25 protein-coding genes and 1 riboswitch are annotated in these 25,422 nt (G+C 32.2%); of the genes, 6 read left to right on the top strand and 19 right to left on the bottom strand.

What is annotated here, in order from left to right; translation table 11 throughout:
• Nucleotides 1–16 precede the first annotated feature (16 nt).
• A complete protein-coding gene (locus tag COE53_RS08685; RefSeq protein ID WP_091023776.1) occupies nt 17–634 on the bottom strand; it encodes a DUF4004 family protein in 618 nt (205 codons plus the stop codon).
• Nucleotides 635–864: 230 nt separating this feature from the next.
• Nucleotides 865–1,200, bottom strand: coding sequence for an MGMT family protein (locus tag COE53_RS08680; protein WP_091023778.1), 336 nt, complete (start codon nt 1,198–1,200; stop codon nt 865–867).
• A 154-nt stretch (nt 1,201–1,354) separates the two neighbouring features.
• Between COE53_RS08680 and COE53_RS08675 the strand changes: the two genes are divergently transcribed.
• Complete coding sequence (locus tag COE53_RS08675) at nt 1,355–2,053, top strand: FTR1 family protein (RefSeq protein ID WP_175495633.1); 699 nt, start codon at nt 1,355–1,357, stop codon at nt 2,051–2,053.
• A gap of 165 nt (nt 2,054–2,218) precedes the next feature.
• The gene (locus COE53_RS08670) at nt 2,219–2,509 is read left to right on the top strand and encodes a HesB/YadR/YfhF family protein (RefSeq protein ID WP_091023781.1); all 291 of its coding nucleotides are present in this window, start codon (nt 2,219–2,221) and stop codon (nt 2,507–2,509) included.
• Nucleotides 2,510–2,590: 81 nt separating this feature from the next.
• Here COE53_RS08670 and COE53_RS08665 read toward each other — a convergent pair whose 3' ends face one another.
• From COE53_RS08665 to COE53_RS08615, 11 genes are all read right to left on the bottom strand, one after another.
• Nucleotides 2,591–3,742 carry an SLC13 family permease gene (locus COE53_RS08665; RefSeq protein ID WP_091023783.1) on the bottom strand — a complete coding sequence of 384 codons (1,152 nt, stop codon included), beginning with the start codon at nt 3,740–3,742 and terminating at the stop codon, nt 2,591–2,593.
• Between the two features lie 341 nt (nt 3,743–4,083).
• Entirely contained in the window at nt 4,084–7,185 is a 3,102-nt protein-coding gene (locus COE53_RS08660; protein WP_091023785.1) for an efflux RND transporter permease subunit, read from the bottom strand.
• Nucleotides 7,186–7,296: 111 nt separating this feature from the next.
• A complete protein-coding gene (locus COE53_RS08655; protein ID WP_091023787.1) occupies nt 7,297–8,622 on the bottom strand; it encodes a sensor histidine kinase in 1,326 nt (441 codons plus the stop codon).
• Nucleotides 8,619–9,302, bottom strand: coding sequence for a response regulator transcription factor (locus COE53_RS08650; protein ID WP_069032853.1), 684 nt, complete (start codon nt 9,300–9,302; stop codon nt 8,619–8,621). The genes COE53_RS08655 and COE53_RS08650 overlap by 4 nt, the downstream gene beginning before the upstream one ends.
• A gap of 171 nt (nt 9,303–9,473) precedes the next feature.
• Nucleotides 9,474–9,653, bottom strand: a complete 180-nt coding sequence (locus COE53_RS08645) for a hypothetical protein (protein WP_069032852.1) — start codon at nt 9,651–9,653, stop codon at nt 9,474–9,476.
• Nucleotides 9,654–9,741: 88 nt separating this feature from the next.
• A riboswitch (cyclic di-AMP (ydaO/yuaA leader) is annotated at nt 9,742–9,879 on the bottom strand.
• 280 nt (nt 9,880–10,159) lie between these two features.
• Nucleotides 10,160–10,348: a hypothetical protein gene (locus COE53_RS08640; RefSeq protein ID WP_069032851.1), complete on the bottom strand. Its 189-nt coding sequence runs from the start codon at nt 10,346–10,348 to the stop codon at nt 10,160–10,162.
• Between the two features lie 146 nt (nt 10,349–10,494).
• Nucleotides 10,495–10,842, bottom strand: coding sequence for a VOC family protein (locus COE53_RS08635; RefSeq protein WP_069032850.1), 348 nt, complete (start codon nt 10,840–10,842; stop codon nt 10,495–10,497).
• Between the two features lie 50 nt (nt 10,843–10,892).
• Complete coding sequence (locus COE53_RS08630) at nt 10,893–11,471, bottom strand: TMEM175 family protein (RefSeq protein ID WP_091023789.1); 579 nt, start codon at nt 11,469–11,471, stop codon at nt 10,893–10,895.
• A 115-nt stretch (nt 11,472–11,586) separates the two neighbouring features.
• Entirely contained in the window at nt 11,587–12,087 is a 501-nt protein-coding gene (locus COE53_RS08625; protein WP_091023791.1) for a DinB family protein, read from the bottom strand.
• 301 nt (nt 12,088–12,388) lie between these two features.
• The gene (locus tag COE53_RS08620; protein WP_091023793.1) at nt 12,389–12,652 is read right to left on the bottom strand and encodes a hypothetical protein; all 264 of its coding nucleotides are present in this window, start codon (nt 12,650–12,652) and stop codon (nt 12,389–12,391) included.
• 317 nt (nt 12,653–12,969) lie between these two features.
• The gene (locus tag COE53_RS08615; protein ID WP_091023794.1) at nt 12,970–14,565 is read right to left on the bottom strand and encodes an FMN-binding glutamate synthase family protein; all 1,596 of its coding nucleotides are present in this window, start codon (nt 14,563–14,565) and stop codon (nt 12,970–12,972) included.
• Between the two features lie 633 nt (nt 14,566–15,198).
• Here COE53_RS08615 and mprF point away from each other — a divergent pair.
• The 3 genes from mprF to COE53_RS08600 all read left to right on the top strand — a co-directional run bounded on the left by mprF (nt 15,199) and on the right by COE53_RS08600 (nt 18,825).
• A complete protein-coding gene (mprF, locus tag COE53_RS08610; protein WP_091023796.1) occupies nt 15,199–17,721 on the top strand; it encodes a bifunctional lysylphosphatidylglycerol flippase/synthetase MprF in 2,523 nt (840 codons plus the stop codon).
• A gap of 205 nt (nt 17,722–17,926) precedes the next feature.
• Complete coding sequence (locus tag COE53_RS08605; protein WP_091023798.1) at nt 17,927–18,379, top strand: MarR family winged helix-turn-helix transcriptional regulator; 453 nt, start codon at nt 17,927–17,929, stop codon at nt 18,377–18,379.
• Nucleotides 18,380–18,405: 26 nt separating this feature from the next.
• Nucleotides 18,406–18,825: an organic hydroperoxide resistance protein gene (locus COE53_RS08600; protein ID WP_091023800.1), complete on the top strand. Its 420-nt coding sequence runs from the start codon at nt 18,406–18,408 to the stop codon at nt 18,823–18,825.
• Nucleotides 18,826–18,870: 45 nt separating this feature from the next.
• On the opposite strand, the gene COE53_RS08595 is transcribed toward COE53_RS08600, so the two are convergent.
• The 5 genes from COE53_RS08595 to COE53_RS08575 all read right to left on the bottom strand — a co-directional run bounded on the left by COE53_RS08595 (nt 18,871) and on the right by COE53_RS08575 (nt 23,483).
• Complete coding sequence (locus COE53_RS08595; RefSeq protein ID WP_175495634.1) at nt 18,871–19,650, bottom strand: ABC transporter permease; 780 nt, start codon at nt 19,648–19,650, stop codon at nt 18,871–18,873.
• Between the two features lie 12 nt (nt 19,651–19,662).
• Entirely contained in the window at nt 19,663–20,385 is a 723-nt protein-coding gene (locus tag COE53_RS08590; RefSeq protein WP_091023802.1) for a phosphate ABC transporter ATP-binding protein, read from the bottom strand.
• 242 nt (nt 20,386–20,627) lie between these two features.
• Nucleotides 20,628–21,428, bottom strand: coding sequence for an ABC transporter ATP-binding protein (locus COE53_RS08585; protein ID WP_091023803.1), 801 nt, complete (start codon nt 21,426–21,428; stop codon nt 20,628–20,630).
• 4 nt (nt 21,429–21,432) lie between these two features.
• The gene (locus tag COE53_RS08580; RefSeq protein WP_091023804.1) at nt 21,433–22,485 is read right to left on the bottom strand and encodes a FecCD family ABC transporter permease; all 1,053 of its coding nucleotides are present in this window, start codon (nt 22,483–22,485) and stop codon (nt 21,433–21,435) included.
• Entirely contained in the window at nt 22,482–23,483 is a 1,002-nt protein-coding gene (locus COE53_RS08575; protein WP_091023805.1) for a FecCD family ABC transporter permease, read from the bottom strand. Before COE53_RS08575 ends, COE53_RS08580 begins: the two co-directional genes overlap by 4 nt.
• A gap of 169 nt (nt 23,484–23,652) precedes the next feature.
• On the opposite strand from COE53_RS08575, the gene COE53_RS08570 reads away from it, so the two are divergent.
• Nucleotides 23,653–24,612 carry an ABC transporter substrate-binding protein gene (locus tag COE53_RS08570; protein WP_091023806.1) on the top strand — a complete coding sequence of 320 codons (960 nt, stop codon included), beginning with the start codon at nt 23,653–23,655 and terminating at the stop codon, nt 24,610–24,612.
• A gap of 82 nt (nt 24,613–24,694) precedes the next feature.
• On the opposite strand, the gene COE53_RS08565 is transcribed toward COE53_RS08570, so the two are convergent.
• A complete protein-coding gene (locus COE53_RS08565; RefSeq protein WP_091023807.1) occupies nt 24,695–25,234 on the bottom strand; it encodes a GNAT family N-acetyltransferase in 540 nt (179 codons plus the stop codon).
• Nucleotides 25,235–25,422: the final 188 nt, after the last annotated feature.

The following is a 25,422-nucleotide window of genomic DNA, read 5'->3' as shown; positions in this document are numbered from 1 at the left end:
ATCTCTCCTCCATAATTTATTTAATCGATTTATTTAAATAGTTCGAGAGAGTAACATTGATTAAGATCGAATCCTTTTGATCAACAAACGTCTCATGTTGATTTCCAATAATCCATGTACCCATACCAAATTTTCGAATATAAATGACAGTCGCTTCATCCAAGTTAATTTGGTTTTTATGCGTCTCAACCAAATTTAAAAATTGTTTTATTTCTTCTATTGTTACACTACCATTTGAAAGCCACTCGTTTACAAAAAGTAACGAACATAGTTGAACCGTACCTAAATGCTCTAATTTAGTATTTGGAAAAAGTGATTGATATATTTGTACGACTTGTTTAGGGATTTGCTCCAAAAATATAGTAGCATTCCCACGATCAGAAACGATTTCTTCATTGACTGAAAACACTCTAGCAATATCATCTAATGATTGATCATCCTTCAACTCTTTTATTTTTTCAATCCGATCCAAAATTCTCTGTTTTGGAAAAAACGTTTCCTGTCCAGTAAAGCTTGATTTTTTCATAAACCACTCTTCCGGAATGATGTTTTTCCTTTTCCAACGATAAAGCTGTCCGTACGATATGCCTGTAAGTTGTAGTAAATCTTTTTTGGAAATTAATTCTTCACCCATATGACATTCCTCCTGACACGAGTATAACAAAACAATGTTTTATTGTAAAGTGTTCCATCGTAACACTTTCGATACAACATTTAAACAATTTCACAACAATATTATGCGTAACAATGTTTTAATTATAGTCATTTTTGAAAAAAAAATACCCAAAATCCATTTATTAATGAATTTTGAGTAGTAATTTCGTTCTAAATCTATCTAGTTAGAATTAGCCTTTTCCTTAGATCCTAAATTAAATCCACATCTTCTTTCTCAAGAACTACATTTACTTGATATTCCTTCAGGTTAATTGTTCTCTCGCTCGTAAATTTAACCCCTTCATTTTGGAGGAACTGCTTTTGTCTTAAAAATCCTTCTTCATCTTGAATTCCTATTTCACCTTTAGCATTTATAACTCTATGCCATGGCAATTGGTATTTTTGACCCATCGAGTGTAAGATTCTTACAACCTGCCTAGCTCCTCTTGGACTTCCGGCCAATTTTGCAACTTGGCCATATGTCATTACTTTTCCTGGTGGTATATTTTTAATAATTTCAATCGCTCTACTTGTAAAAGATTCCATTTTTTCCCCTTCTAATATTTACATTTTGGGCTATTTTATATTAATTTTACCACACAACTTATTATGCCTATTTATTAATAAAATAGTATCCATTCTTCTATTAAAGAATAATCTAGTTAGTAGATTTAAATATAATTGGGAGGATGATAGTGAATTGAATGCTAATTTTTTAATAGCTTTACGAGAAGGCCTTGAGGTTTCCTTAGTAATCGGATACTTATTCATTGCATTAATTCAGAGTAAAAAAGAGCATTTAATTAAGTCAGTAGTCTACGGAACAATACTTGGAGTAGTAGTTAGTATTTTTGCTGGATTTTTCTTATTTACAACATTCAGTGAACTAAATGGAAATGTTGAACATACTATTGAAGGTGTAATCCAATTAATTGCAGCATTGCTAATCTTCTATTTTATTTACTGGTTAAGTAGTCAAAGTAGCATGAATATTTCAGATAAACTAAAATCAGAATTTAAAATTATAGATAGTAGTATTTCATTATTTTTCATGGCAAGCGTATTTGTGATTCGCGAAGGCTTAGAGCTAGTTCTGTTTGTTTTATCAAATGCACATACAATCGCCTTCGTTGGTATGATTTCTATTTTTTTAGGAATTATTGCAGCTATTTTAATTGCATATTTATTTATCAAAACTACAATTAATTTAAATATTAAAGTGATTTTTACTTTGCTGGGTATTCTATTAATTTTCTTTGGCGGTAAAGTATTCTCTGAAGGTCTATTCTCCTTTATTGATGCTACACCACTAGTTGAACAAATCGTCTACTATGGATTCGTCGTCGTTTCACTATTTATTTTATTTAAAAACAGCATCCTATCTTTTTTCAAAAAATAAGATAGATTTATCTAATACGCTCGTCTTAAATATAGAAGAAAGCCTGTTTGATCTAGGTTTTCTTCTTTATTCTAGTTACACTTTTTGCACTTAACATCACTTTTCTGTATAGTTTTTCACATTCATACTATAATATTTTTATAAGATAAAGAAAGGTCGGTTACAATGAAAATTAAAATTTCCGAAGATGCATTAAAATGGTTTCAAGATGAGATGAATGTAAAAGAAGGAGATACAATTCGTTTTTTCGCGCGATACGGGGGAAATAGTACAATACATAAAGGTTATTCTTTAGGTGTTACAAAAGAACAGCCTGTGGACATCGGGGAATCAATTACGGTTGATAACGTAGTCTATTTTATAAACGAAACAGATTTATGGTATTTTAAAGATTATAATTTAAGTGTAATTGTAAATGAAAATAATGAATTACATTTTGATTATGAACCTAAATAATAAATGGAGCTTAGGTAGCGTTTGTGCCTAAGCTCTTTTTTTATTTTTGGTTCTGTTGAAGTAGACTGTTATAAATTTGCATTAAAAGAAATTTTGATATTTCATCGCAAAATAATAAACAAGAGTTAAAAGAGCTAAAATCGAAAAGTTATAAAAGCTAAACCTTATAAGGTACATTTTACTTTTTTGTGGATCTCTCTTTATAAAAAATTTAAATGAAATTACACTTGCAAGGGAAGCAACAATCGTACCAAGTCCACCTAAATTCACACCTACTAATAAAGGCTGCCAATTCACCGAGAATTTTGATAAAAAGATCGCAGCTGGTACATTGCTTATTAGTTGGCTTAAAATGATGGAACTGAAAAAGATTGATGTGGGACTTTTGAGATTTTCGCTGGCAAATGTGTGTACTACATTTAATTCCGATATGTTTCCTATAAATATAAAAAAACAGATAAAAGTAAGAAGCAATAAATAATCAATTTTCTTCAATAATTTTATATCAAGTATACATGCGGTTGAAAGTGCGATGATGAACGCAAGTTTGTAGCTTAAAAAACCTAGTATGGATACAGATATAATGCCAAATAGTATTCCCCATAATGTTGCCTTTTTTTTATTTTTTATAGGAATATATGGAAGATCCATTTCCAATTTTTTACTATTTAATCTCTGATTAAAAAAGAATAACAGAACAATTCCTAGCACCACTAATAGAATAATTGTTGTAAAAAATTGTATTGGCCTTATTCCATAGTAAGTAAATATGAAAAGATTTTGAGGATTTCCCATTGGAGTTAGGCTGCTTCCGATGTTAGCCGCAATTGTCTCTAATATAATAGTATCTAACATAGAAGTTTCTATAATCCTACTAATTATAAGTGTTAATGGTACAAATGTTATTAATGCCACATCATTCGTTACAAGCATGGAACTAAAAAAGCATAATAAAATTAGGATCGCTGAAACACTTTTACTATTATGACATTTACTCAGTATAGAAATGGCGAACTTATCCAATAACTTAAGTTCTTCCAGAGCCTTAACTACGAGCATAAGATTAAATAAACTAACTAATACTTTAAAATTTATATATTCTAGTTTTGGTGGATGGAATAAACAACTTACAATTGCTAACAAGAGTGATATGGTAAGTACAATGTCTTTTTTTAAAATTCCAAAATTCAATTTCAATTTTTTTTCGGTTTCCACATATATAGATTCTTTCATAATCCCCCTCCAGTACTATCAATTCTACTACACACCCATGTTTCTTGCATTTGAAACTTCATTGCACTTAAAAAATACCACCTTTTCCATTAAATTACAGAAAAATTGGCGTTTTTTTTGTTGAGGTGGTATTGATTTGTTTTTGACTTGATTCGCATGTATTGGAGCAATAGGAGATATCGTATTATTAATAAATGGTACTTTTTATGATTAACTCTGATACGCTTCAAAAGGGTGGAATTAGTAAGGTATTTCCCTAAAGGTTGTCTTATAAGACAGCCTGTTTTTTAGTTTAAATACAAAAGAGTGCCCCACTATATGTGTGAGGCACTCTTCTTCAATTATTCTTCAATCTTTTTCTTTTTGCTTACTAATTTATAAATAACTGGAATGATGATTAGTGTTAAGAATGTTGAAGTTGTTAAACCACCAATTACAGTTACTGCTAATCCTTTCGAAATTAAGCCTGATGTTGAATTTGAAAGGGCCATTGGTACTAAAGCAAGAATTGTCGCTAATGCTGTCATTAGGATTGGACGTAATCTTGTCTTTGAAGCCTCAATTAATGCGTCAGTTACCTCTAATCCATTTTTACGGTTATGTTCAACTCGGTCTAATAATACAACCGCATTTGTTACTACTATACCGATCAACATTAATAGTCCGATCATTGCACTCATTGAAAGTGTTTGCTTACCAATAAATAGCGCTAAGAAAGCTCCGACTGGTACGAAGATTAAAGAAGTTAAAATAACAAACGGTGTTCTTAACCCACCAAATGTCATGCTCATGATTAAGAATACTAATCCGACAGCAACTACCATCGCTATTCCTAAACTGCTAAATCCATCTGAAATCATATCTAAACCGCCGCCAATTTTCATATCGACGCTTTTTGGTAAATCAATTTTATTTAAATGACTAGTTACATCTTTTGTAATTGCTGCAGTATCTTTACCTTTTACTTCTGCGCTTACTGATGCAAACATTTTTCCATCATCATGGTTGATTGAAACTGGTGCATCCTTTTTAGAAATAGTTACATAGTCTTTAATTTCTTTCGGACCTGTTGCAGTCATAAACTTAATTTTTTCAATATCTTCTTTTGAAGTTGCTTTAGTTTTATAACCTACAGTAAGCTTATTTGTTTCGCCGTTTAAATCGTAATCACCGATTTCAACGTCGTTAATTTTTTCATTAATAGCTCCCATAACTTGGAACATTGAGATATTTTCATCGCGTGCTTTATCGTTTAATGTAATTTCTAATTTAGGTTGTACATCTTTTAAATTATTAGAAACATTTTTCAGACGATCATCACTATTTAATTCTTTTTCAATTTTTGAAGCTGCATCTTTTAAATCATTAAAGTTTGCAGAATATAAATTTACATCAATATTGTTCCCTGTTGGAGGACCATTTTGAGAAAGTTCTTTTGCTGTAATTGTTGTACCTTTTACTTTCGCATCAACAATTGAAGGAACTTCTTTATTGATTTTTGAAAGTTCTTTATCCATGTTCTTTCCGTCTTTTAGATTGATTTGGAAGATTGCTTTATTTTTGCCACCATCCATATTCATCATAAAGTCACGTTTACCACCAACAGTAGCTTGTACACTGTCAATTTTGTCTGAATTTGCAAAGTATTTTTCTAATTCTTTAGCTACTACATTTGATTGATCCACCGTACTATTTGATGGAAGAGTTGCTGTCACTTGAAGTGTTTTATTTACACTACCAGGTAAGAACGAGAATCCTAATAAAGGAATCATCGATAATGAACCAGCTAATAAAACGATAGATAATAAGATAACAATCCATTTACGTTTTAATGCCGAACGAAGTAACTTTTCGTAACCTCTCATAAAACGAGTATCATTACTGTGTTCTTTTAACGGTTTTGATAAGAATTTTGCTCCTAATGTTGGAATTAAAATGATCGCAACAATTAGAGAAGTTAAAATCGAAACGACTACTGAAATAGCAAATGGTCTAAAGAATTCTCCAATAATACCACTTACAAATGCTAAAGGTAAAAATACTACTACTGTAGCAAATGTAGATGATGCAATGGCACCAATTACTTCTTTAGTTGCATATAATGCCATCTCTTTTTTCTTATATTGATTACCTTTTTGTTGTTTCCATCTGTATATATTTTCAATTACAACGATACTATCATCAACAATACGTCCAATTGCAACAACTAGACCACCTAAAGTCATAATGTTCAATGTATAACCTAATGAATTTAATACTGATATTGTTGCAAAGATTGAAATTGGTAATGATAAAATTGAAATGATTGTCGCTCTAATGTTTCTTAAGAATAACAGAATAACGACTACTGTAAATAACGCACCTAATAGACCTTCTTTAATTAAAGAACTAACGGATTTCTCGATTTCTTTACCGTTATCCATAATGACATGCGTTTCTACATTATTGTCTTTCTTAAATGATTTAATTTCTTTTTTAACTGATGTTGCTACATCCGCTGTATTTGAATCTTGTGTTTGAGAAACTGATAAAATATAACTTTCTTTACCATTATATCTAGAAATTTGGTCTTGAACCGAAACTACTTTTACATCTGCAATATCAGCAACAGTAACATTTTTTGGCGTTACTGTTTGTGCTTGTCCAGCACCTCTACCTAGTTGTGCACCTTGAGTCATCGTACCCATTTGTGTACTTTGGGCAGCTGCACTAGATAAAACTGTTTTTTTGATTTGATCGACTGAGTTTAATGTACCTTTCATTCGAACAGAAACTGTTTTTCCATTATTCTCAACAGATCCTAATGGCACTGCATAATCTAGACCTTGAATTGCCGTTTTAATTGTATCTAAAGATATCCCTTTTTCTTCTGCTTTTTTATTATCTACAACAATTTGAATTTCTTCATCCTTTGTTCCTTGAAGACTTACATCACTAACACCAGTGATTTTTTTAATTTGAGGAAGTAAATCTTTTTCTATTGATTGTTGTAAATCTTTTACTTGACCGTTATTTGCAATTGCAACTTGATAAATAGGAGCAGAATCCATCGCAATACGTTGAACTGTCGCTTCTGCTTTATCAGGTAACTTTGTTTTATTGATTACATTATCAACGTCTTTTTCAATTTTATCCATATCCGTTCCAAAAGGATAAATCATAAAGATTGAAGCCATATTTTCACTTGAAGTACTTGTTAACTGATCATAGTTTTCAAGCTTCATTAAACCTGATTCGATTGGTTTAGTGACCTCAGTTTCTATATCCTCAGATGATGCACCAGGGTATACTACCTGTACTGCAACAGCTGGAAATGAAACATCAGGAAATGTTTCAATTTGTATTTTTTGGGCAGAATATATTCCCCCTATCAAAACAAGAACACTTAATATAATAACTGATATTGTGTTCTTCAAACTTAATTTCGTTAAGCCTGCAAACATAATGTATCTATTTCCCCTTTCGATTCGTTACAATTCTAATACGTGATTAGTTTATCAAATCTATATGAACAGAATATGAACAATTAAGAACATAATTTGAACTTTTTAAGTTTACAAGTTTTTCGGAAGGATAATCGTAAAGCTAGTTCCTTTTCCAACAACACTTTCAACTTCTATTTTCCCATGATGTATTTCAATAATTTTTTGTACAATCGAAAGCCCAAGCCCGGTTCCTTTTTTATTTCTAGAACGGTCAGCTTGATAAAAGCGTTCAAATATCCGATCAATATCATCTTGACTTATTCCTAGCCCACTATCGCTTATGAAGACGTGAATAGTATGATCTAGTTCTAAAACATCTACTTTAATATACCCAGCTATACTTGAGAACTTAATCGCATTTTGAAGTAAATTAATCCATACTTGTTCAAGTAGTAAACGATCTGCTACTATTTCTGTTTGTGGTAAATTTAAAACTAATTGAAGCTTTTTACTTTCCCAATGTGGCTCTAATGCCAAAATAATTTTTCGAATTTGTTCATCTAATTTGTAAGTCGTTAGCTGGAATGGGTGTTGCTCAGAATCTAATGAAGCTAGCTTTAATAATCTTTCACTCATCATAGAAAGACGTTCACTCTCTTCTTCAATAATGGATAAATAATGTTCCTTTTTCTCTTCAGCTAACTGCTTATTTCTTAAAACCTTTGCAAAACCCTTAATCGATGTTAACGGTGATTGAATTTCATGAGAAACATTTGACACAAATTCACTTCTCATTTCTTCTAGATTGTTTAATTTATTCGTCATCAGATTAAAGTTTGAAGCGAGTAGTCCAATTTCATCCTTACGTTTAATCGTTACTTGAACGTCATAGTTGCCTTTAGCCAGTTCTTTTGTGGCACGTATTAGCTCTTTAACTGGCTTTACTAGTAACTTAGCAACAAATAAAAATGTTACTGACCCAATGATTAAAGTTGTAAGCAAACTAAAAAATAAAACTCTCCGCATTTTAAAGAACCCACGATCAATATTGGGCTGAATAAATAAAGCATATCGATGACCATCTTTTTCAAAAGGTAGACCGATGAGATATCCTTTTGTTTGAACATCTCTTTTGTTTAGTACACTTAATATTTGTTCTTTTTTTATGTTCTTCTTTTTTAGTGCGGTATTTTTCAAAACAATTTTACCGGACTCATCATACAGTGATAGATAAAAATTTTTACTAAGAATTTGTAAGGTCGCATCTACTCCATTTTGATTATCTTGTTTAGAATAGATGGAAATAAAATTTTCTCCAACATCAATTAAATCACCTTGTACCTCTGTTTCAACATGTTTTATAAAGTATTTTGAAGCGATAAAAAAAGTAATGACTAAACTCAACAAAATAACTGAAATAAAGATTAAAACCAATCTTGTATACATGCTTTTCATGCGTGATTTTCCTCTAATTTATAACCTAAACCTCTTATTGTAACGATTTCGACAGTAGCCTTTATCTCTCTTAGTCGCTCACGTACTCTTTTTATATGCACATCAACTGTGCGTTCATCTCCTTCATAATCCAGTCCCCATATTTGCTCAATCAAATCATTTCTCGTAAAGATTCTTCCAGCTTGACTTGCAAGCTTCAACAATAATTCGAATTCCTTTAATGGTAATGTAATCGATTGATCATTCGCCGAAATTTCATATTTAATTTGATTGATCGTTAAATTACCTACAAAAATATTTTTATCAGATAGCAATTGAAATCTTCTTAATAGAGCTTTTACACGGGCTACGATTTCCAAAGGATCAAAAGGCTTAACAACATAATCATCTACTCCAAGATCAAAGCCTTTTAATTTATCTTGAGATTCACCTTTTGCAGTAACCATTAAAATCGGAATATCATAATACTTTTTAACCTCTTTAGTCAGCTCATAACCATCTACTTCAGGCATCATCACATCAACTACTACTATTTGAATATTATTTTCTTCCAATAATGTTAATGCTTCTTGACCATTTTCAGCCTCAATAACTGTATAGCCTTCACCACTTAAAAATATAGAGATTAACTCCCGAATATTTGCATCATCATCGACAACCAATACATTTACATGATTCAATAAATTCACCTACTTACATTTACAAATAATTATGTACATATTATATAAACTCATTATGAACTAAATATGAATTATGAAACCTAAACTAACTATATAAAAAAGAGAATGGCTTAATTGACCACTCTCTTAAGGAAGTTTCCTATTTAAATTCGCGATTTTCTACAATACTAATCAATCTATTCTCACGACTTTACCTGATTTTCTCTCTCTAACGATTCTCTTCCTATTCCCGGACTTTCCACATTTATATTTTCCATTTTCATCATCTACTACAGAATCCTTACGAGTCATAAATACTGCTATTAACATAGTTAAAATAAGAATCCCGCCAAATATATACATTTCTAGCATTTCATAACCCCCACTTACTTTATCAAAATTGAATGCAAAAAAGACACTAGGAAAATCTCCAGTGCCTTAATAAGACATCATTTTGGAAACCTTCTCCCTACACGCCTACGAGGTTAGCTGTCGGATTCGGACCTAAAAAGTAGCCCTACCTAAAAAGGATTCACCCCAAAGTACAATTGCACAAAAATTGGTTCCCCCGCTTCAAAATTGAATGTCCTCAATAATAGAAGAAACACTCAACTAAAACTCAGCGATCTATGGTCATTTAATTTTATGTATATTACTTAAATTACAATTCAACTACTAAATTGTAAACTATTTTACTACTTAAAGAAACTAATATGTCTTTTGATTAAAAATGCTGGGCCAAAAAATGACCATTATGATGTTCTCTTCCTAGTTGATTTTGAAAAGCAAGTTGTTCAATATTACTTGCTCATAAAGGGGGCATGAGTCAATCTCTGTTATGTAACCCTACTTCAGTTGCTAGTGTATGTAATCGTTGACTATGGTCCTTTAAAATAAGTAATAACGCCCATTATTAAATTTAAAGTGACATATAACAATAAGATAGTTACAACAATTCTTCCTGTGCTTTTATTCTTTTTCTTTGCAAATTTATTAATTAAGAAGACAATAATAGCTATTACAATAATAAGAATGAAAAGTGGCAAAAAAATAAATAAGTCTGACATAGTTTTCTCCTTTAGGTAATCACTTAATATAGAGTTACTAAAAACTAATATTCTATGGAGAATCTTTTTATACCTTGTTAAGCTAAAATGCCTATTTGTACAAAAAAGAAAAAAGGATCGCCGCAGCAACCCTTTTTTATCTCAGATTATTTCTCCCAAAGTTCAACCAATCTACCTTCTGGATCTTTAATCCAAGCAAACTTACCATAATCACTAATCTCTTTTTCCTTTGCTAGAGGTACACCCACTTTTTCAAGATGCTTAATCGTCTCGTCTAAATTATAAACTTGGAAATTTAACATCACTTGCTGTTCTGTTGGAAAATAACTGTCTTCTTCCGTAAAGAACGAAAAGATCGTTTCATTTTCAGAGTCCGGTTTAATAATAGTCCCATTCCAATTTTCTATTTCTACATTCAGCACTTTACTGTACCATTTTGTTAAAGCATCCAGATTTTTAGTCCTCCAAAATATTCCCCCGAAACCTTTTATCATCATAGATAACTCCCTCACTTTTTATAAATGAATTAAAAAGCACTTTTTGTTTACTTACTTTGCATAACCTTCTCAATTCGACGATCCGGTAATAACCACATAATTGCCACGATTACATAAATTATTTGAGCGAACCAGGGCCAGATTAAAGACGTGCAAACTGCAGATAAGTAACAAACCACTGAAGCTTTTCCTTTCCAATCATTACCTACAGCCTTTTTTAACTTTGAATTCTTTCCCTCTTTTTGGATAATTATACCTTGTAAAATGAAGTAAGCTATTGCGGCCATTAAGAGTATTACACCATAAAGCATTGTTGGATAAGGCTTATAATGGTTTTCTCCCATCCAACCAGAAGCAAAAGGAATTAAGGATAACCAGAAAAGCAAATGTAGATTTGCCCACATAATTGATCCTGTCACCCTTTGTAAAGTGTGTATCATGTGATGGTGGTTGTTCCAGTAAATACCAACATAAATGAAACTAAGTAAATAACTAAGAAAGGTTGGGAAAAGTTGTAATAAGTCTTTTATATTTGGACTGTGAGGAATTTTAATTTCTAGGACCATAATTGTAATAATGATTGCAAGTACACCATCACTAAAAGCTTCCAACCGGTTTTTATTCATTGTTTACTCCCTATTATTATTTGTCTTTTTGTTTTATTTAAATTTCTATCTATATTAAATTCCTTTTTTCTCGTAAACCTAAAATTTTTATATAGGTTAGTTTAAAGAATGCCTGTCACTTAACAAGCCTTTGTTCTAATTCATTTTTTTGGCGCAAGTGATGACGAAAATGCATATAAACCAAATCATACCATTCCCTTGCATTTAGCCAACCGAACCCTCCATGCTTGACTTTATAATTAGGATTTATACTATCCACTTTCGATTCCCATTGGCTCAACCTTAGAATTACTTGATCAATTCTGCCAATAAGCTCGTCCTTGCTATCTGAATTATTAGGTGGATCATTTAGTTCATCTGGTAATCTGATTTTAATCGGTGGAAATCCCCCAATCTTATATAACTTCTCACCAAATTCCGTTTTTCCAAGTGGTTGTTCATCATTTAAGGTGGCGCAAATTTCCATGTTATCTAGATATTCGTGGGCACAAATAATTAAATGGTCATACATTTGACCAATAGACCAAACCTCTTCTTCAGATTTAAACCTTAACTGTTCTATAGAGTAATTTTGAAGCTCGTTTTTGTATGTATTAATCAGTTCAAGTTCGCTCAAGGTAGATTCCTCCTTCGTATTGATTTAAATCTAAAATTTTACATTTTTTGCATATGTAACTAATCATTCAATATTCGTTTACAAATACCTTCTTCAAAATACCTACCATTTTTCTCATTTAAAAAATCAATTTTGCAGTCGATTTTTTTTGTACATCTAAATTATACTTTACATACGTACTATAATAGAGTCCTAATTACTAAATGAAGAATTATTTATAAAACACAAAAAAAGGAATCTCCTAAATTAATGATTCCTCAAAAAATTCTCTTTAGCTATGATAAAAATAACTTTTTTAATTTTAATATGGAGTAGGTGTAGGCGTTCCCGGTGGTCTCCACCATGATTCAACAGTTTTCCAAGCAGTATTATAATCGTAACCTTTTCCCATCAAATAACCTATAGCAACTGCTTCTGTTAATGCATGTTGATAACCAAGTTGTTGTGCTTCTTTTAATCCATGGCTAACAGCTGGATTTATTAATGTTAGAATTTGTTGTGGATTTACAGCTTGCTGTGGATTTCTATAATAATCATTATAAGGTACATGGTTGTAGAAATTCATATTAACCTTCCTCCCTTTTGAATAACGTATTTAGCAATCTTGGGCTTTTGAATCTTTATAATATATGTAGACTTGGGAGTTTGCGGAATAGGCTATAAGCACGGCTTAAAAATTTTCAGGTGAAAATTATCTTTTATCCAATCGTTATACCGAAGTGTCTTCTTTAGTCTAATAAAATAAATGGAGGGCACTGACTAGGTCAGCCCTCTATGCGACTACCTGACACACAAAAAGACTACCTAAGTAGTCTCTCATTGTTCAACTATTATGATAAAGTCCGATCTAGCACCGAAAAATACGTTTTAAAGGTACTATTTTTAATCTACTTTTTCTACCAATGATTGATAAATTTCCTTCAGTGACCACACTTTCCCTTTTTCATCTTTATAAACGACATGCTCACTTTGAAAGTGGGCAGGGGAATCCAATCCTGCGGCGGCAGCTAACCGAAATAAACCTTCACGCATTGATATTAGATAATTTGCTGTTCGATATTTTTTTTCATCAATGACGAGGGCTTTTTGTAAATCAGGATCTGTTGTGGCTACACCGACTGGACAAGCATTGGAGTGGCATTTTAATGCTTGAATACAACCAATCGTAATCATAAATCCTCTTGCAATATTAACAAGGTCAGCCCCCATTGCAAGTGCAATTGCTACTCGATCTGGGGAAAATAATTTTCCTGAAGCTATTATTTTAACTTGGTCACGTACGCCATATTTTCTTAAAGCATGATCCATTAAAGGTAATGCAGATTTAATTGGCAAACCTACACTATCCGCCAGTTCCTGGTATGTCGCACCTGTCCCCCCTTCACCACCATCTACAGTAATAAAGTCAGGACCCTTCCCAGTACTTTTTATATGTTTTGCTAATTCATCAGCTTCGTGACCACTTCCAATAACTACTTTCATTCCTACTGGTTTTCCAGTTTGTTCTCGAATTTGTTCCATAAAGTCAAACAAGGAAGGAAAGTCATGAAACTCTCGAAAGCGATTAGGACTATCAATAGATTTATATGGTTCTACCATTCTTATCCTTGCAATTTCCTCTGTTACCTTTTCCCCATCAATATGCCCACCACGTGTTTTTGCACCTTGAGCTAATTTAAGTTCAAAAGCTTTCACTTCAGGAATTTTACTTTTTTCTTTCAAGGCATCCCAATTAAAATTCCCCTCTTTATCTCTAACCCCGAATAAACCTGGGCCAATTTGCATGATAATATCAACGCCACCCTTTAGATGGTATTCAGACAAACCACCCTCACCTGTATTCATCCAAGTCCCTTTCGCAATTGCTAATCCTTCTGAGAGTGCAGTAATAGCATTTTCACCTAAGGAACCATAGCTCATAGCAGACATACCAATCTGGCCTTTTACAATAAAAGGATACCTCGTGTTTTTACCTATCACAATTGCATCACTATCATCTAACAAAAATGCAAGTGAATCATTTTTCTCTAATCTTTCTTCCTTCTGTGTAAACAAAGGCTCTTTAATCAATAAATATCGGTTTGTTGTTACGTTTATTTGCTGGTCCATCTTTAATTCTTCTGACAGTTTTGGAAACATTGAATTTCTAATATAATATCCTTTTTCTTCAAAGTCTCTTTTAGACCCAAACCCAAGGACATCCCGTTTATATTTTGCTTTTTTGACAATATGCTCATATTCTTCTCTAGAAAAAGGTTTACCTTCTAGGTCATTGTTAAATAAATACTGACGTAGCTCAGGACCAATAGTTTCTAAGAAGTACCTAACTCGTCCTATTACTGGATAATTACGGAGTATTGGATGCTGCTTTTGTCTTCGATCTATAAAAAACAAATAGAGTGTACCTATTATTAAAACTAAAAGTAGTAAGGCAAAAAAAATGAATCCAAGGATAATTAAAACATTTGTTATATTCAATTATATTCCCCCTAGAAAAAGTTCCGTAACATAGCGATCAAGTTTATTATAAAAATACTTCATTCTTACTCTCCTTAATCGAGTGTATATTTTATTCTTTACATATTTCCTTCCAATTTATACAATGCTTGCATCATCGAATACACTCTTATTAAGCTATAAAGTCATCTAGCAAAAATTTAGGGTTAGAGATCCAATCGTTATTATTTAACAATTTCTTTTATGAAATCATTTGAATATTCTTCAAGAGAGGTTTGAATTTCTTTTCTCTTCCAAATAAGAGGTCTCCCTTTTTTATATAGAACCAATTTAATATTTTCATTTATAAATATTCAAAAAATCATAAAATAAGTCCTCTCATAATTGAATTTTACTGCCCCTACTCCAATGGAAAATGGAAGCGTATTAGGTCTTCTCCAACGAAAACGAGTGGAAAGCTCTTTTTCTCATTAATACTAATCGCAAAATAGGTTTGAAAATTAAAATCTAATTAATTTTTTATCTCCAAAATAATAAGTTATTAAATTTTCTAGGACCTGATAATAATCTTCTTGTTAAATAGTGGAATAATATGGAATACTAAAGCTAATAACTATTATTTTATTTGTTGAATAATAACTTCAGGAGTGTCTTATGAATAAGATTCGGATTAGTAAAGTAGGTTTATTTAAACTATTTTTCATTTCAATATTACTAGTTACATTTATATTTGTTGGAAAAAACGTACTTTTAAACTTCGACTTTAAAATGTTCTTTAACTATATGGAGTCTCTTACATTAATACAGTACTTTTTAATTTTTGCATTAGGTATTTTAGCCGTATCTCCAATGTTTTTATATGATTTCGTACTTGTAAGACTATTAAAATTAGACTTTAGTTTTCGAAAAATATTAATGGTAGCTTGGCTAGCGAATACTTCCTCAAACCTAATTGGTCTTGGTGGGGTTGCAGGTACCACCATTCGAACTCTATTTTATCGAAAAGATCGCACCGGACCCGAAATTGTTAAAGCAGTGAGTAGTGTAACGATATTCTTACTTTCTGGATTATCGATATTGAGCTTAGTTTTATTTACTGGAATATTTGATTTATCATTTTTAAATGAATATAAGTATCTATATATCGCTATTATCATTGCAATTTGTTATTTCCCGGTAATGTTTTTAGTCGTTTATTTAAAGCGTAATTTTTTCTCGGAGAATTTTTCCGCAAAATATATGCTTTCCCTGGTTGTGATTTCCTTATGTGAATGGTCTTTTATTTTATTATTCATTTACTTCATTTGTTTATTTTTACATATCGACATTTCAATCATAGAGGTATTGCCTGTTTTTTTAGTAGCGTCAGTCGCAGCACTTTTAAGTATGATTCCAGGCGGTCTTGGATCTTTTGATTTTATTTTCCTACTAGGTTTTACATACTTTGGAATCGATAAGGAAACGACACTTCTTGTTTTATTGATTTATCGTTTCAGTTATTTCTTTTTCCCGTTTGCTTGCGGTATTATTTTAGCTCTGAAATTATTATGGAATAAAATCAATCAATCATTTAATAATATTCCAAATCAAATTTCAACTTATTTGGGGCATAAATTTTTAACGATTTTGGTATTTTTATCTGGCGTTATTCTATTAGTTTCTGCTGCTGTGCCAAGCATGCTTTTAAGAATAAGTCTTTTAAATTTAATTTTACCTTCGACAATCATTAATATTTCACATTTAATTTCGGTCACAGCGGGTTTTACATTGTTAGGACTGTCTCGTGGAATTGATTATAAAGATAAAAGAGCATGGTATATTACACTATTCATGCTAATTGTTGGGGCAGTTACAACCTATTCAAAAGGATTAGATTATGAAGAAGCACTTTTTGTATTAGCAGTTGCATTTATATTATTTATTTCAAAGAAACAATTTTATAGAGAAAGCTTCGTTTTAACTTGGGGTAAGCTCATTGTTGATAATTTTATTTTATTCTTCTTTTTAGGTAGTTATTTACTTATTGCTTATATCAATCTACCTACAACAAATGTCAAAATACCTGCTAAATATTTACCTTATATACTTGTTAATTCGAGAGATATCGTGATTAGTGCAGTTCTTGGTTTTGTAGCTGCTTTACTATTTTTTTATATCGCATTTTTTAAAGTTAAAAGAAAACAATTTGAATTTATAAATACGAAAGCTGAAGAAGAAAAAATAAAAGAACATTTTAATAAGTATGGTGGTACAGAACTTTCACATTTGGTTTTTTTACATGACAAATATTTATTCTGGGCTCAAGATGAGACTGTATTATTTATTTTTCAGCCATATGCAGACAAATTAGTTATTTTAGGTGACCCGGTTGGTGAAAAATCTCGTTTATATCCTGCTATTGAGGAATTATTAAACTATGCTGATCAATTTGGGTATACACTTGTCTTCTACCAAGTAAACTCAAATTCACTATCCTATCTACATGAAAACGGATTTGATTTCTTTAAACTTGGTGAAGAAGGATTCACCGATATCTCAACGTTCTCTTTATCAGGAAAACGTAATAAAGGTATTCGTGCACTCTATAATAAATTTGAACGCGAAGAATATAGTTTTGAAATTATTGAACCACCTTATTCAAATGAATTCTTTACGGAATTAAAGGAATTATCACAAGAGTGGTTGAAAGGGCGAAAAGAAAAAGGGTTTTCACTTGGCTATTTTGATGAGGATTACATCAAACTTGCACCTGTAGCTATTATTAAAAATAATGAAAATAAAATGATTGCTTTTGCATCCATTATGCCAAACTATAATGATCATACGATTTCAATAGATTTAATGCGCCATAAAGTTGATGCTCCAAAAGGAATTATGGACTTTATGTTTGTTAACTTAATTGAATGGTTTAGGTCTAGAGATTTTCATTATTTTAATGTCGGTATGACACCTTTAGCAAACGTTGGTCTATCTAAGTATTCATTTACAAGTGAAAAGATTGCAGCGCAAATTTATCAATATGGACAATTTTTATATCACTTTCAAGGTTTAAGAAGCTTCAAAGAGAAATATGTGAATTCTTGGACGCCTAAGTTTTTGGCATATCATAAAAAAACATCCTTACCAATCACAATGCTACAAATAACTTCATTAATTTCTAGGTCTAGAAAAAATTAAATTTACAGCCAGTTAATGTATTGAACATTGACTGGCTTTTTTATTGTGAATAAGCTGATTACCACTTCAAATCTACTCAATTAATAATCAAAATTGAAAAATTGGTAAAAAATAATAGTAATTATTACTTGCAAAACTATTTCTCATCAATTATGATTGTGTCATATTAAATTGTGCACAACTAATATAAAAGGATGTTGATCCAATGAATAAAGAAAATCAGCTTTTGCTTGAAAATCAATTATGCTTTTCAATTTATGCTACTTCTCGAGAAATTACTAAATTATACCGTCCAATCTTAGATGAGATTGGTATAACGTATCCGCAATATCTTGCATTGCTTTCACTTTGGGAAAAAGACCAACAAACTGTAAAAGAACTTGGGGAAACGCTTTTTTTAGACTCAGGAACTCTTACACCAATGCTAAAACGGATGGAATCTGCGGGACTAATTTTCCGTAAACGTGATTCAAGTGATGAGAGAAAAGTATTTATTACATTAACTGAAGAAGGTACTAAATTAAAAGAAAAAGCTTTCTGTATACCTGAGAAGTTTTTCAAGGAAAGTAATACTACTCAAGAGGAATTTTTAACAATACTAAATCAAACAAAGGCATTATTAAAGAAAGTTCAAGCTGCTAATGAAAATAAAAAATAGATAACTTATATTAAGGAGAGATCGTAATGGAAAAATTATATACTGCTACAGCAACTGCAACAGGTGGTCGTGACGGAAGAGTTATTTCATCAGATGATTTTATTAATTTATCACTTAAACCACCAGTTGAATTAGGCGGACCTGGTGGAGCAACAAATCCTGAACAACTTTTTGCCGCAGGCTATTCAGCTTGCTTTGACAGTGCATTAAATTTAGTAGCCCGCCAGCAAAAAATTAAACTAGAATCTACATCAGTGACTGCAAACATAACAATCGGTAAAGACCCTGCTGATGGAGGATTTAAATTAGCTGCTCAACTTGATGTAAAAGTACAAGGTGTTCCAACAGAAGTAGCCGTTGAACTAGTTAAAGCAGCCCACGGAGTATGCCCATATTCAAAAGCAACCAAAGGAAACATGGATGTACAATTAAGAGTAATCGGATAATATTTAGCAAAATGGGAGAAGGAAAAGTCCCTTCTCCCTCTATCATTATCCTTGTTCTATTATCGTTTCATATTTCAATGAATCGTCTTTTGTGAAGAATTTTCTATAGGATAGAAGTGTTGAGGAGAATACACTAATTGCAATTGCGCCAATTAAAATACATTCTATTAACAATTGATATTTAATCGCATATAAAGGACTTATGCCAGCAAAAATCATTCCTGTCATCGAGCCTGGTAAAGTAACAATTCCTACAGTTTTAGCTCGATCAATTGATGGAATTAAGGCAGCTTTAATTGAATTTTTTATAACATTATTTGAAGCTTGTTTAGTTGTTGCCCCTAAGCATAATGCAGCCTCAATCTGATTTTTACTTGCCTGAATTTCAGCCCTAAGTCTCGTTAACGCTAAGCTATTTGCATTCATTGATGTGCTAATAATCATACTTGATATTGGAACAACATATTGAGCCTTCAACGCAATTTTGTTTGCTACCAAAACAACTCCTAATGAAATCATGACGCCTAGCAAAATACTAATAAATGAAATAAAAAATGCGCCTTCAATTTGTTGTGATCTTTTACTCGAAGTATAAGCACCGAATAAAATCATACAAAATAAAATAATGATGACAAGTAAAAAATGCTCAATTTGCAATATGAATTCAAGTACATAACCCATGATCATTAATTGAATGACGGTCCTTACTGAAGAAACACCAATGTCTTTTTCAACACCAAGTTTCTGATAATAGGATAATGCGATAGCAATAATAATTAATAAAAATGTCAGAGACACTCCTGTAATATGCAAATTCCCTTCCATCATTTCACCTCTTTAAGCAATTGTAGAAAGAAAATTTTTTCCTAATTCTGTGGTTGGATTATTAAAAAATTCATTAACTGGACTCACTTCTACTAATTTACCGTCAATCAGTAACCCAACTCGATCAGCTATTTGTTGAACTAGATCCATATTATGTGTAACAAGAATAATCGTTAAATTTTCTTCTCTTTTTAAAGTTACCAGAAGCTCCTGAATATGTAGAGTCGATTGTGGATCTAATGCTGAAGTAATTTCATCACATAATAAAATAGTTGGTTTCATGGCTATTGCTCTTGCGATTGAAACTCTTTGCTGTTGACCAACCGAAAGTGTTGAAGCATTCCGATCAAGTAATTTCGTCTCTAATCCTACTTTTTCTAATAAAGATCTCGCAACTGTTTTCGAATCTGTCTTATCATAGCTACCGTTTAATTTGACTCCAAACAAAATATTATCCTCAACAGTCCCTTCAAATAATGAAGGAGTTTGTAGGATCATTACTGCACTTTTTCTTAAACTTTGAGGTGTCATTTTGTATATTGATTGTCCATTTAAATGAATTTCACCTTTACTTATCGACTGTAATCGATTTAACGCCCGAAGCAATGTCGATTTCCCCGCTCCTGAAGTTCCAATTAGGCAAAAAATTTCACCCTTATTAGTTTGAAAATTAATGTTTTTAAGGATCGAACTGCCAAGAATATCTACACTTATATTGTTAATTGATAAAGTCATTCTATCTCACCTCTTAGTAAATGAAAGGTGCCCTATTTTAGGACACCTCAGTGTGTAGCAAAGTACTTTAAACTTGATTTTCAGACTGATTGCAAGCGCTTGTCTTTCGAGGCGCGAAGCCTGGTGAGGAGCGGAGTTACCCTAGACGGTAATGAGCACCGCAGACAGGCGAAGTAACGAAGAAAGCGGGCGTTTGTCAACAGTCTGAGGTGCCCTATTTTAGGACACCTTTTTAAAATTAATTAAATTATTTTTCTTCCTCGCCCATGAGGTATGCAAAGTGGAGTTCCAAATAATGGGTCCTTCACAATATCGCAGTTCATACAGAAAACGTCACAAATTAAGTTCTCATTAATGATGTTTTCTGGGTCTCCTTCTGCGTATACTTCACCATTTGAAATTGCAACAACGTTGTGTGCGTAACGACATGCTAGGTTTATATCATGTAGTACCATAACAATTGTACGCTGTTCTTTTTCATTTAATTCGTAAAGTAAGTCTAATATCTCGATTTGATGTGTTAAATCCAAATAGGTTGTTGGTTCATCCAATAAAATTGTATCTGTGTCCTGAGCCAAAGTCATCGCAATCCAAGCACGTTGACGTTGTCCACCAGATAAAGAATCGACTAATTGATCCTTTAGTTCAAACATATTTGTAATTTTTAAGGCATGTTTTACTTTTTCTTCATCTTCTTTTGACCATTGTTTTAACCAAGTTTGATACGGATATCTTCCTTGTTTTACTAATTGAAAAACTGTTAAACCTTCAGGCGCAACAGGACTTTGAGGCAGTATTGAAAGATTGCGTGCAATTTCCTTTGTAGGTCGCTTACTAATTTCTTTTCCATCAAGTAAGATGGTTCCACTTTTTGGTTGAAGTAATCTTGCAAGTGAACGAAGTAGTGTTGATTTTCCGCAGCCATTAGCTCCAATTAAAACCGTGATTTTTCCTTTTGGAACTTGAAAATTTAGCTCGTTTATAATTGTACGATCATCATACGATAACGTTAACTTTTCTGTTTCGATTGCGCTCGTTGACATCTTATCACCTTTTTCCAGTCTTAAATAATAAATAAATAAAATATGGTGCACCAATTACGGCAGTAAATACACCAGCAGGTATTTGAATTGGACTAAACACCGTTCTTCCAATTGTATCAGCCACTAATACCATGATCGCACCGATTATTCCAGATAAGGGAATCAATGCACCGTAAGAAGCACCAACTATTTTCCGAGCAATATGAGGTGCAATTAGTCCAACAAATGCGATTGCTCCTGCAAATGCAACTGCACCTGCCACTAATGCAGTACTTATAAATAACAAGATTAGTCGATTTTTTTCTACTTGAACTCCTAAGCTTGTTGAAACTTCATCTCCAAGTTGCTGAGTATTGATATGTCTTATAAACGATAAAGCTAACACGATAAAAACTAGCGTCCAGACTGTTATAATTTTAACTTGTTCCCAGTTCGCTCCATATACACTCCCTGTTAACCACATATTCGCTTCTGTTGCTCTAAAAATAGGTCCAATAATCATAAAGAATGAAGTTGTGCTCTGAGCTAATGCTGAAAATCCAACCCCTACTAAAACCAATCTTAATGGCTTTAATTCCCCATCCTTATATGCAAAAACATAGACAAATACTAAACTTATGATGGCACCGATAAATGCAGCTAATGGTAGCCATTTTATACTCACTGTTAATTGATTCGTACGATTATCACTAAAAATAGCTAAAAATAATACAACGGCAGCTCCTGCTCCACCTGTTATACCAAGGATATCTGGAGAGGCTAGTGGATTTCTAACTAACCCTTGGAGAACCGCTCCTGCGATCGCTAAAGAAATCCCAGCAAAAATTGCAATGATAATTCGGGGCATTCGAAATGCTTGAATAAACAATTCATCAATTTTTTCCCCTTCACCAAAAATAACAGATATTACTTTTGGAATAGAAATATAACGGTCACCTAGCGTTAAGCTCACTATAAATGAACTAATGAGTAAAAGAAGTGCAATTATTAAAACGGAAAACGATCGTTTATTAAATAGTAGTGAAAAGTACTTGTTTCTTAATTTGATCATGTTCATTTTACTGTACCGCCTTTTCTTGCTAAGTAAATAAAAAATGGTGCTCCAATAACGGCGGTCATAATACCAACTGGCGTTTCTTCTGGCATTAAAATGTAACGAGATCCCACATCAGCTAAAAGAAGTAAAATTGCTCCAAAAATACCACAAAACGGAATCATCCAGCGATAATCATTTTTAACGAACATTCTAACTATTTGAGGGACAATTATACCAACTAATCCTATTGGTCCTGCTATACTTACAGCACCACCGGCTAGAATGATGACTAACACGACTAATGTCGTTTTTAATAAAGCTGTATTTTGTCCTAAAGCTCTAGATACATCTTCTCCTAGCATGAATGTATTAATCTTTCCACCAAGTGCAAGTGAGACCACCCAAGCTATGACGATATATGGTAATACCATATGTAAAGAATCAAGTGAGCGCCCTTGAACTGAACCCGCTAGCCAAAATAGGACTTGCTCTAATGCCACTTCATTAGTAACTAGTAAGCCTTGGGTTATTGAGCTAAACATGGCTGCAATTGAAACTCCAGCTAAAGTAATTTTTAATGGTGTCGCTCCATCTCTCCCTATTGAACTTAGCCCAAATACAAATACGGCTGATAATGTAGCTCCTATAAATGAAAGCCATATAGTCGCATTAGGTGATTGTAAATGGAAAAAAGTGATACTAAGTACAATTAACATCGAGGCACCAGCGTTTATTCCTAGAACGCTTGGTGATGCTAGAGGATTTTTAGTTAAAACTTGCATAAATAAACCAGCGATTGCTAAACTTGCTCCTACTATTGAAGCAATGATCGCTCTTGGTAATCGAACATTTTGAATAATTAATTGTTCATTAGACCCATCAAATTGTGTAAATGAATGGATTAAACTTGTAAAACTAGTATCTGTATATCCTAGTAAAATACTAGAAAAAAAACAAATGACTAATAATAAAATACAAGCTACTAATACGATAATTCTTGATCTTGGGTGAATTAGCATTTTATATCTCCTACTATTCTATTCTCTACTAATAGTCTAAATGATATGAATTATCAAGTCAATGAGAATGATTTTCATTTTCTTATTGACTTCTAATCAAATCTTAATTTATAATACTACTTGTCGAGAGAAATGATAATCATTATCAACTAAAAAGGGAGACCATTCTATGAAAAAACTTAAATTTTCCTCACTAATTGCTCTTTTCATTGCAGCAATTATGGTATTAGGTGCTTGTGGCACTAAAAAATCAGACGAAGCTTCTGGTAAAGAAAGTAAAAAAGCGAATACAATTACGATTGACCATGCAATGGGTACGACAAAAGTTCCTGTTAATCCAAAAAGAGTTGTTATTTTAACAAATGAAGGAACTGAAGCTTTACTAGCATTAGGTGTGAAACCAGTTGGTGCTGTTAAATCATGGACAGGAAACCCTTGGTACGATCACATTTCTAAAGATATGGATGGCGTAGAAGTTGTAGGTGTGGAAAGTGAAGTTAACCTTGAGAAAATCGCTGGTTTAAAGCCAGATTTAATCATCGGTAATAAAATGCGTCAAGAAAAAGTGTATGAGCAATTAAGTGCAATTGCACCAACAGTTTTTGCTGAAACATTACGTGGAGACTGGCAAGAAAATTTCAAATTTTACGCAAAAGTTTTAAATAAAGAAGAACAAGGTAATACAGTAATAGCTGATTATACAAAACGTGTTGATGAACTTAAAGGTGAATTAGGCGATAAAGTAAATCAAAAAATTTCAATGGTCCGTTTCATGGGTGCTGATGTACGAATCTATCACCAAGATACTTTCTCTGGTGTCATTCTTAAACAGTTAGGTTTCCAACGTCCTGAGGAACAAAATGCCCCTGATTTTGCTGAAAAAGGTGTAACAAAAGAACGTATTCCAGCAATGGATGGAGATTACATTTTCTACTTTACATTTGATGACGGTAAAGAGTCTGGATCTCAGCTTGAAAAAGAATTTACAGAAGATCCTTTATTCAAAAAGTTAAATGCTTCTAAAAATGGACATGTCATGAAAGTAAATGATGTAACTTGGAACACTGCAGGTGGAATCAAGGCTGCTTACTTAATGTTAGATGACATTGAAAAGACTTTTACTAAATAATAGAATTTAAAAAGGTTTACCTTTATTGTCAGATTGGACAATTTAGGTAAACTTTTTTTTGTACCACGCCTGCAATACTTGCTTACCCTGCTTTCCCTGCTTCTTCAGCATTTCCTGCAATTAACGTAAGCATCATATGCTCTTGGTCCCAATATTCATTGTTAAATTTTAAACTATTAGGGGTTTTCGCAAATGTTTTGAATCCTAGTTTTTCATATAGTTTCTTTGCTGTTTCATTACCTTCTACGATATTTAATGTAAGTTGTTCAAGTCCAAAGCTCTTTGCTAAGTGGATCGCTTCTTCAATTAGAAGATGGCCTGCCCCCATTTTTCGAGCGCTAGGAGAAACATAGACAGACTCAATTTTCCCTTTATGCTCTGCTTTAACTTTTTCAAACGTTTTTAAAGTTGCTACTCCAATTAATTGACCTTTGTCAGTAAATGCACCGATCGTATAATTTTTATCTTGATCCAATATTTCTGCTTTGTATTCAATAGGGTCATCTTGATCAAGTATTTCATCCATAGTTGTAATAAAAACTTCAGGATTCTCTTTTAAACCTTCTAAACGAATATTAAGATAGATTTCTGCATCTTCTTTTGTTAATAAACGTATTTTCATACCTATCCCTCCGTAGTTCTTGCAAAGTATATTTTATATAACAAATGGAAGGTTTTCAACGCTTTCAAAAACTAGAATCTAGTAAACTCACATTGTCATAAACTTGTAAAAAACTTAAAAAAACGCTTGTATACCAAGCGTTTAGACGATTCTTTTTTCATGATTTTTCACAATTCCTGTTACAGAAA

Origin of the sequence: Bacillus sp. AFS029533, from assembly GCF_002585125.1 — a bacterium.
In the GTDB taxonomy this organism is placed as follows: domain Bacteria; phylum Bacillota; class Bacilli; order Bacillales; family Bacillaceae_G; genus Gottfriedia; species Gottfriedia luciferensis_B.
The sequence above is the reverse complement of the archived record's forward strand: the minus strand, read 5'-3'. Positions and strand labels throughout refer to the sequence as shown.

Excerpts from the sequence above, each read along its gene's own strand:
- COE53_RS08685 (WP_091023776.1), bottom strand. The coding sequence starts at position 634 with ATGGGTGAAGAATTAATTTCCAAAAAAGATTTACTACAACTTACAGGC.
- COE53_RS08680 (WP_091023778.1), bottom strand. The coding sequence starts at position 1,200 with ATGGAATCTTTTACAAGTAGAGCGATTGAAATTATTAAAAATATACCA.
- COE53_RS08670 (WP_091023781.1), top strand. The coding sequence starts at position 2,219 with ATGAAAATTAAAATTTCCGAAGATGCATTAAAATGGTTTCAAGATGAG.
- COE53_RS08665 (WP_091023783.1), bottom strand. The coding sequence starts at position 3,742 with ATGAAAGAATCTATATATGTGGAAACCGAAAAAAAATTGAAATTGAAT.
- COE53_RS08660 (WP_091023785.1), bottom strand. The coding sequence starts at position 7,185 with ATGTTTGCAGGCTTAACGAAATTAAGTTTGAAGAACACAATATCAGTT.
- COE53_RS08655 (WP_091023787.1), bottom strand. The coding sequence starts at position 8,622 with ATGAAAAGCATGTATACAAGATTGGTTTTAATCTTTATTTCAGTTATT.
- COE53_RS08645 (WP_069032852.1), bottom strand. The coding sequence starts at position 9,653 with ATGCTAGAAATGTATATATTTGGCGGGATTCTTATTTTAACTATGTTA.
- COE53_RS08640 (WP_069032851.1), bottom strand. The coding sequence starts at position 10,348 with ATGTCAGACTTATTTATTTTTTTGCCACTTTTCATTCTTATTATTGTA.
- COE53_RS08635 (WP_069032850.1), bottom strand. The coding sequence starts at position 10,842 with ATGATAAAAGGTTTCGGGGGAATATTTTGGAGGACTAAAAATCTGGAT.
- COE53_RS08630 (WP_091023789.1), bottom strand. The coding sequence starts at position 11,471 with ATGAATAAAAACCGGTTGGAAGCTTTTAGTGATGGTGTACTTGCAATC.
- COE53_RS08620 (WP_091023793.1), bottom strand. The coding sequence starts at position 12,652 with ATGAATTTCTACAACCATGTACCTTATAATGATTATTATAGAAATCCA.
- mprF (WP_091023796.1), top strand. The coding sequence starts at position 15,199 with ATGAATAAGATTCGGATTAGTAAAGTAGGTTTATTTAAACTATTTTTC.
- COE53_RS08605 (WP_091023798.1), top strand. The coding sequence starts at position 17,927 with ATGAATAAAGAAAATCAGCTTTTGCTTGAAAATCAATTATGCTTTTCA.
- COE53_RS08600 (WP_091023800.1), top strand. The coding sequence starts at position 18,406 with ATGGAAAAATTATATACTGCTACAGCAACTGCAACAGGTGGTCGTGAC.
- COE53_RS08595 (WP_175495634.1), bottom strand. The coding sequence starts at position 19,650 with ATGGAAGGGAATTTGCATATTACAGGAGTGTCTCTGACATTTTTATTA.
- COE53_RS08590 (WP_091023802.1), bottom strand. The coding sequence starts at position 20,385 with ATGACTTTATCAATTAACAATATAAGTGTAGATATTCTTGGCAGTTCG.
- COE53_RS08585 (WP_091023803.1), bottom strand. The coding sequence starts at position 21,428 with ATGTCAACGAGCGCAATCGAAACAGAAAAGTTAACGTTATCGTATGAT.
- COE53_RS08580 (WP_091023804.1), bottom strand. The coding sequence starts at position 22,485 with ATGAACATGATCAAATTAAGAAACAAGTACTTTTCACTACTATTTAAT.
- COE53_RS08575 (WP_091023805.1), bottom strand. The coding sequence starts at position 23,483 with ATGCTAATTCACCCAAGATCAAGAATTATCGTATTAGTAGCTTGTATT.
- COE53_RS08570 (WP_091023806.1), top strand. The coding sequence starts at position 23,653 with ATGAAAAAACTTAAATTTTCCTCACTAATTGCTCTTTTCATTGCAGCA.
- COE53_RS08565 (WP_091023807.1), bottom strand. The coding sequence starts at position 25,234 with ATGAAAATACGTTTATTAACAAAAGAAGATGCAGAAATCTATCTTAAT.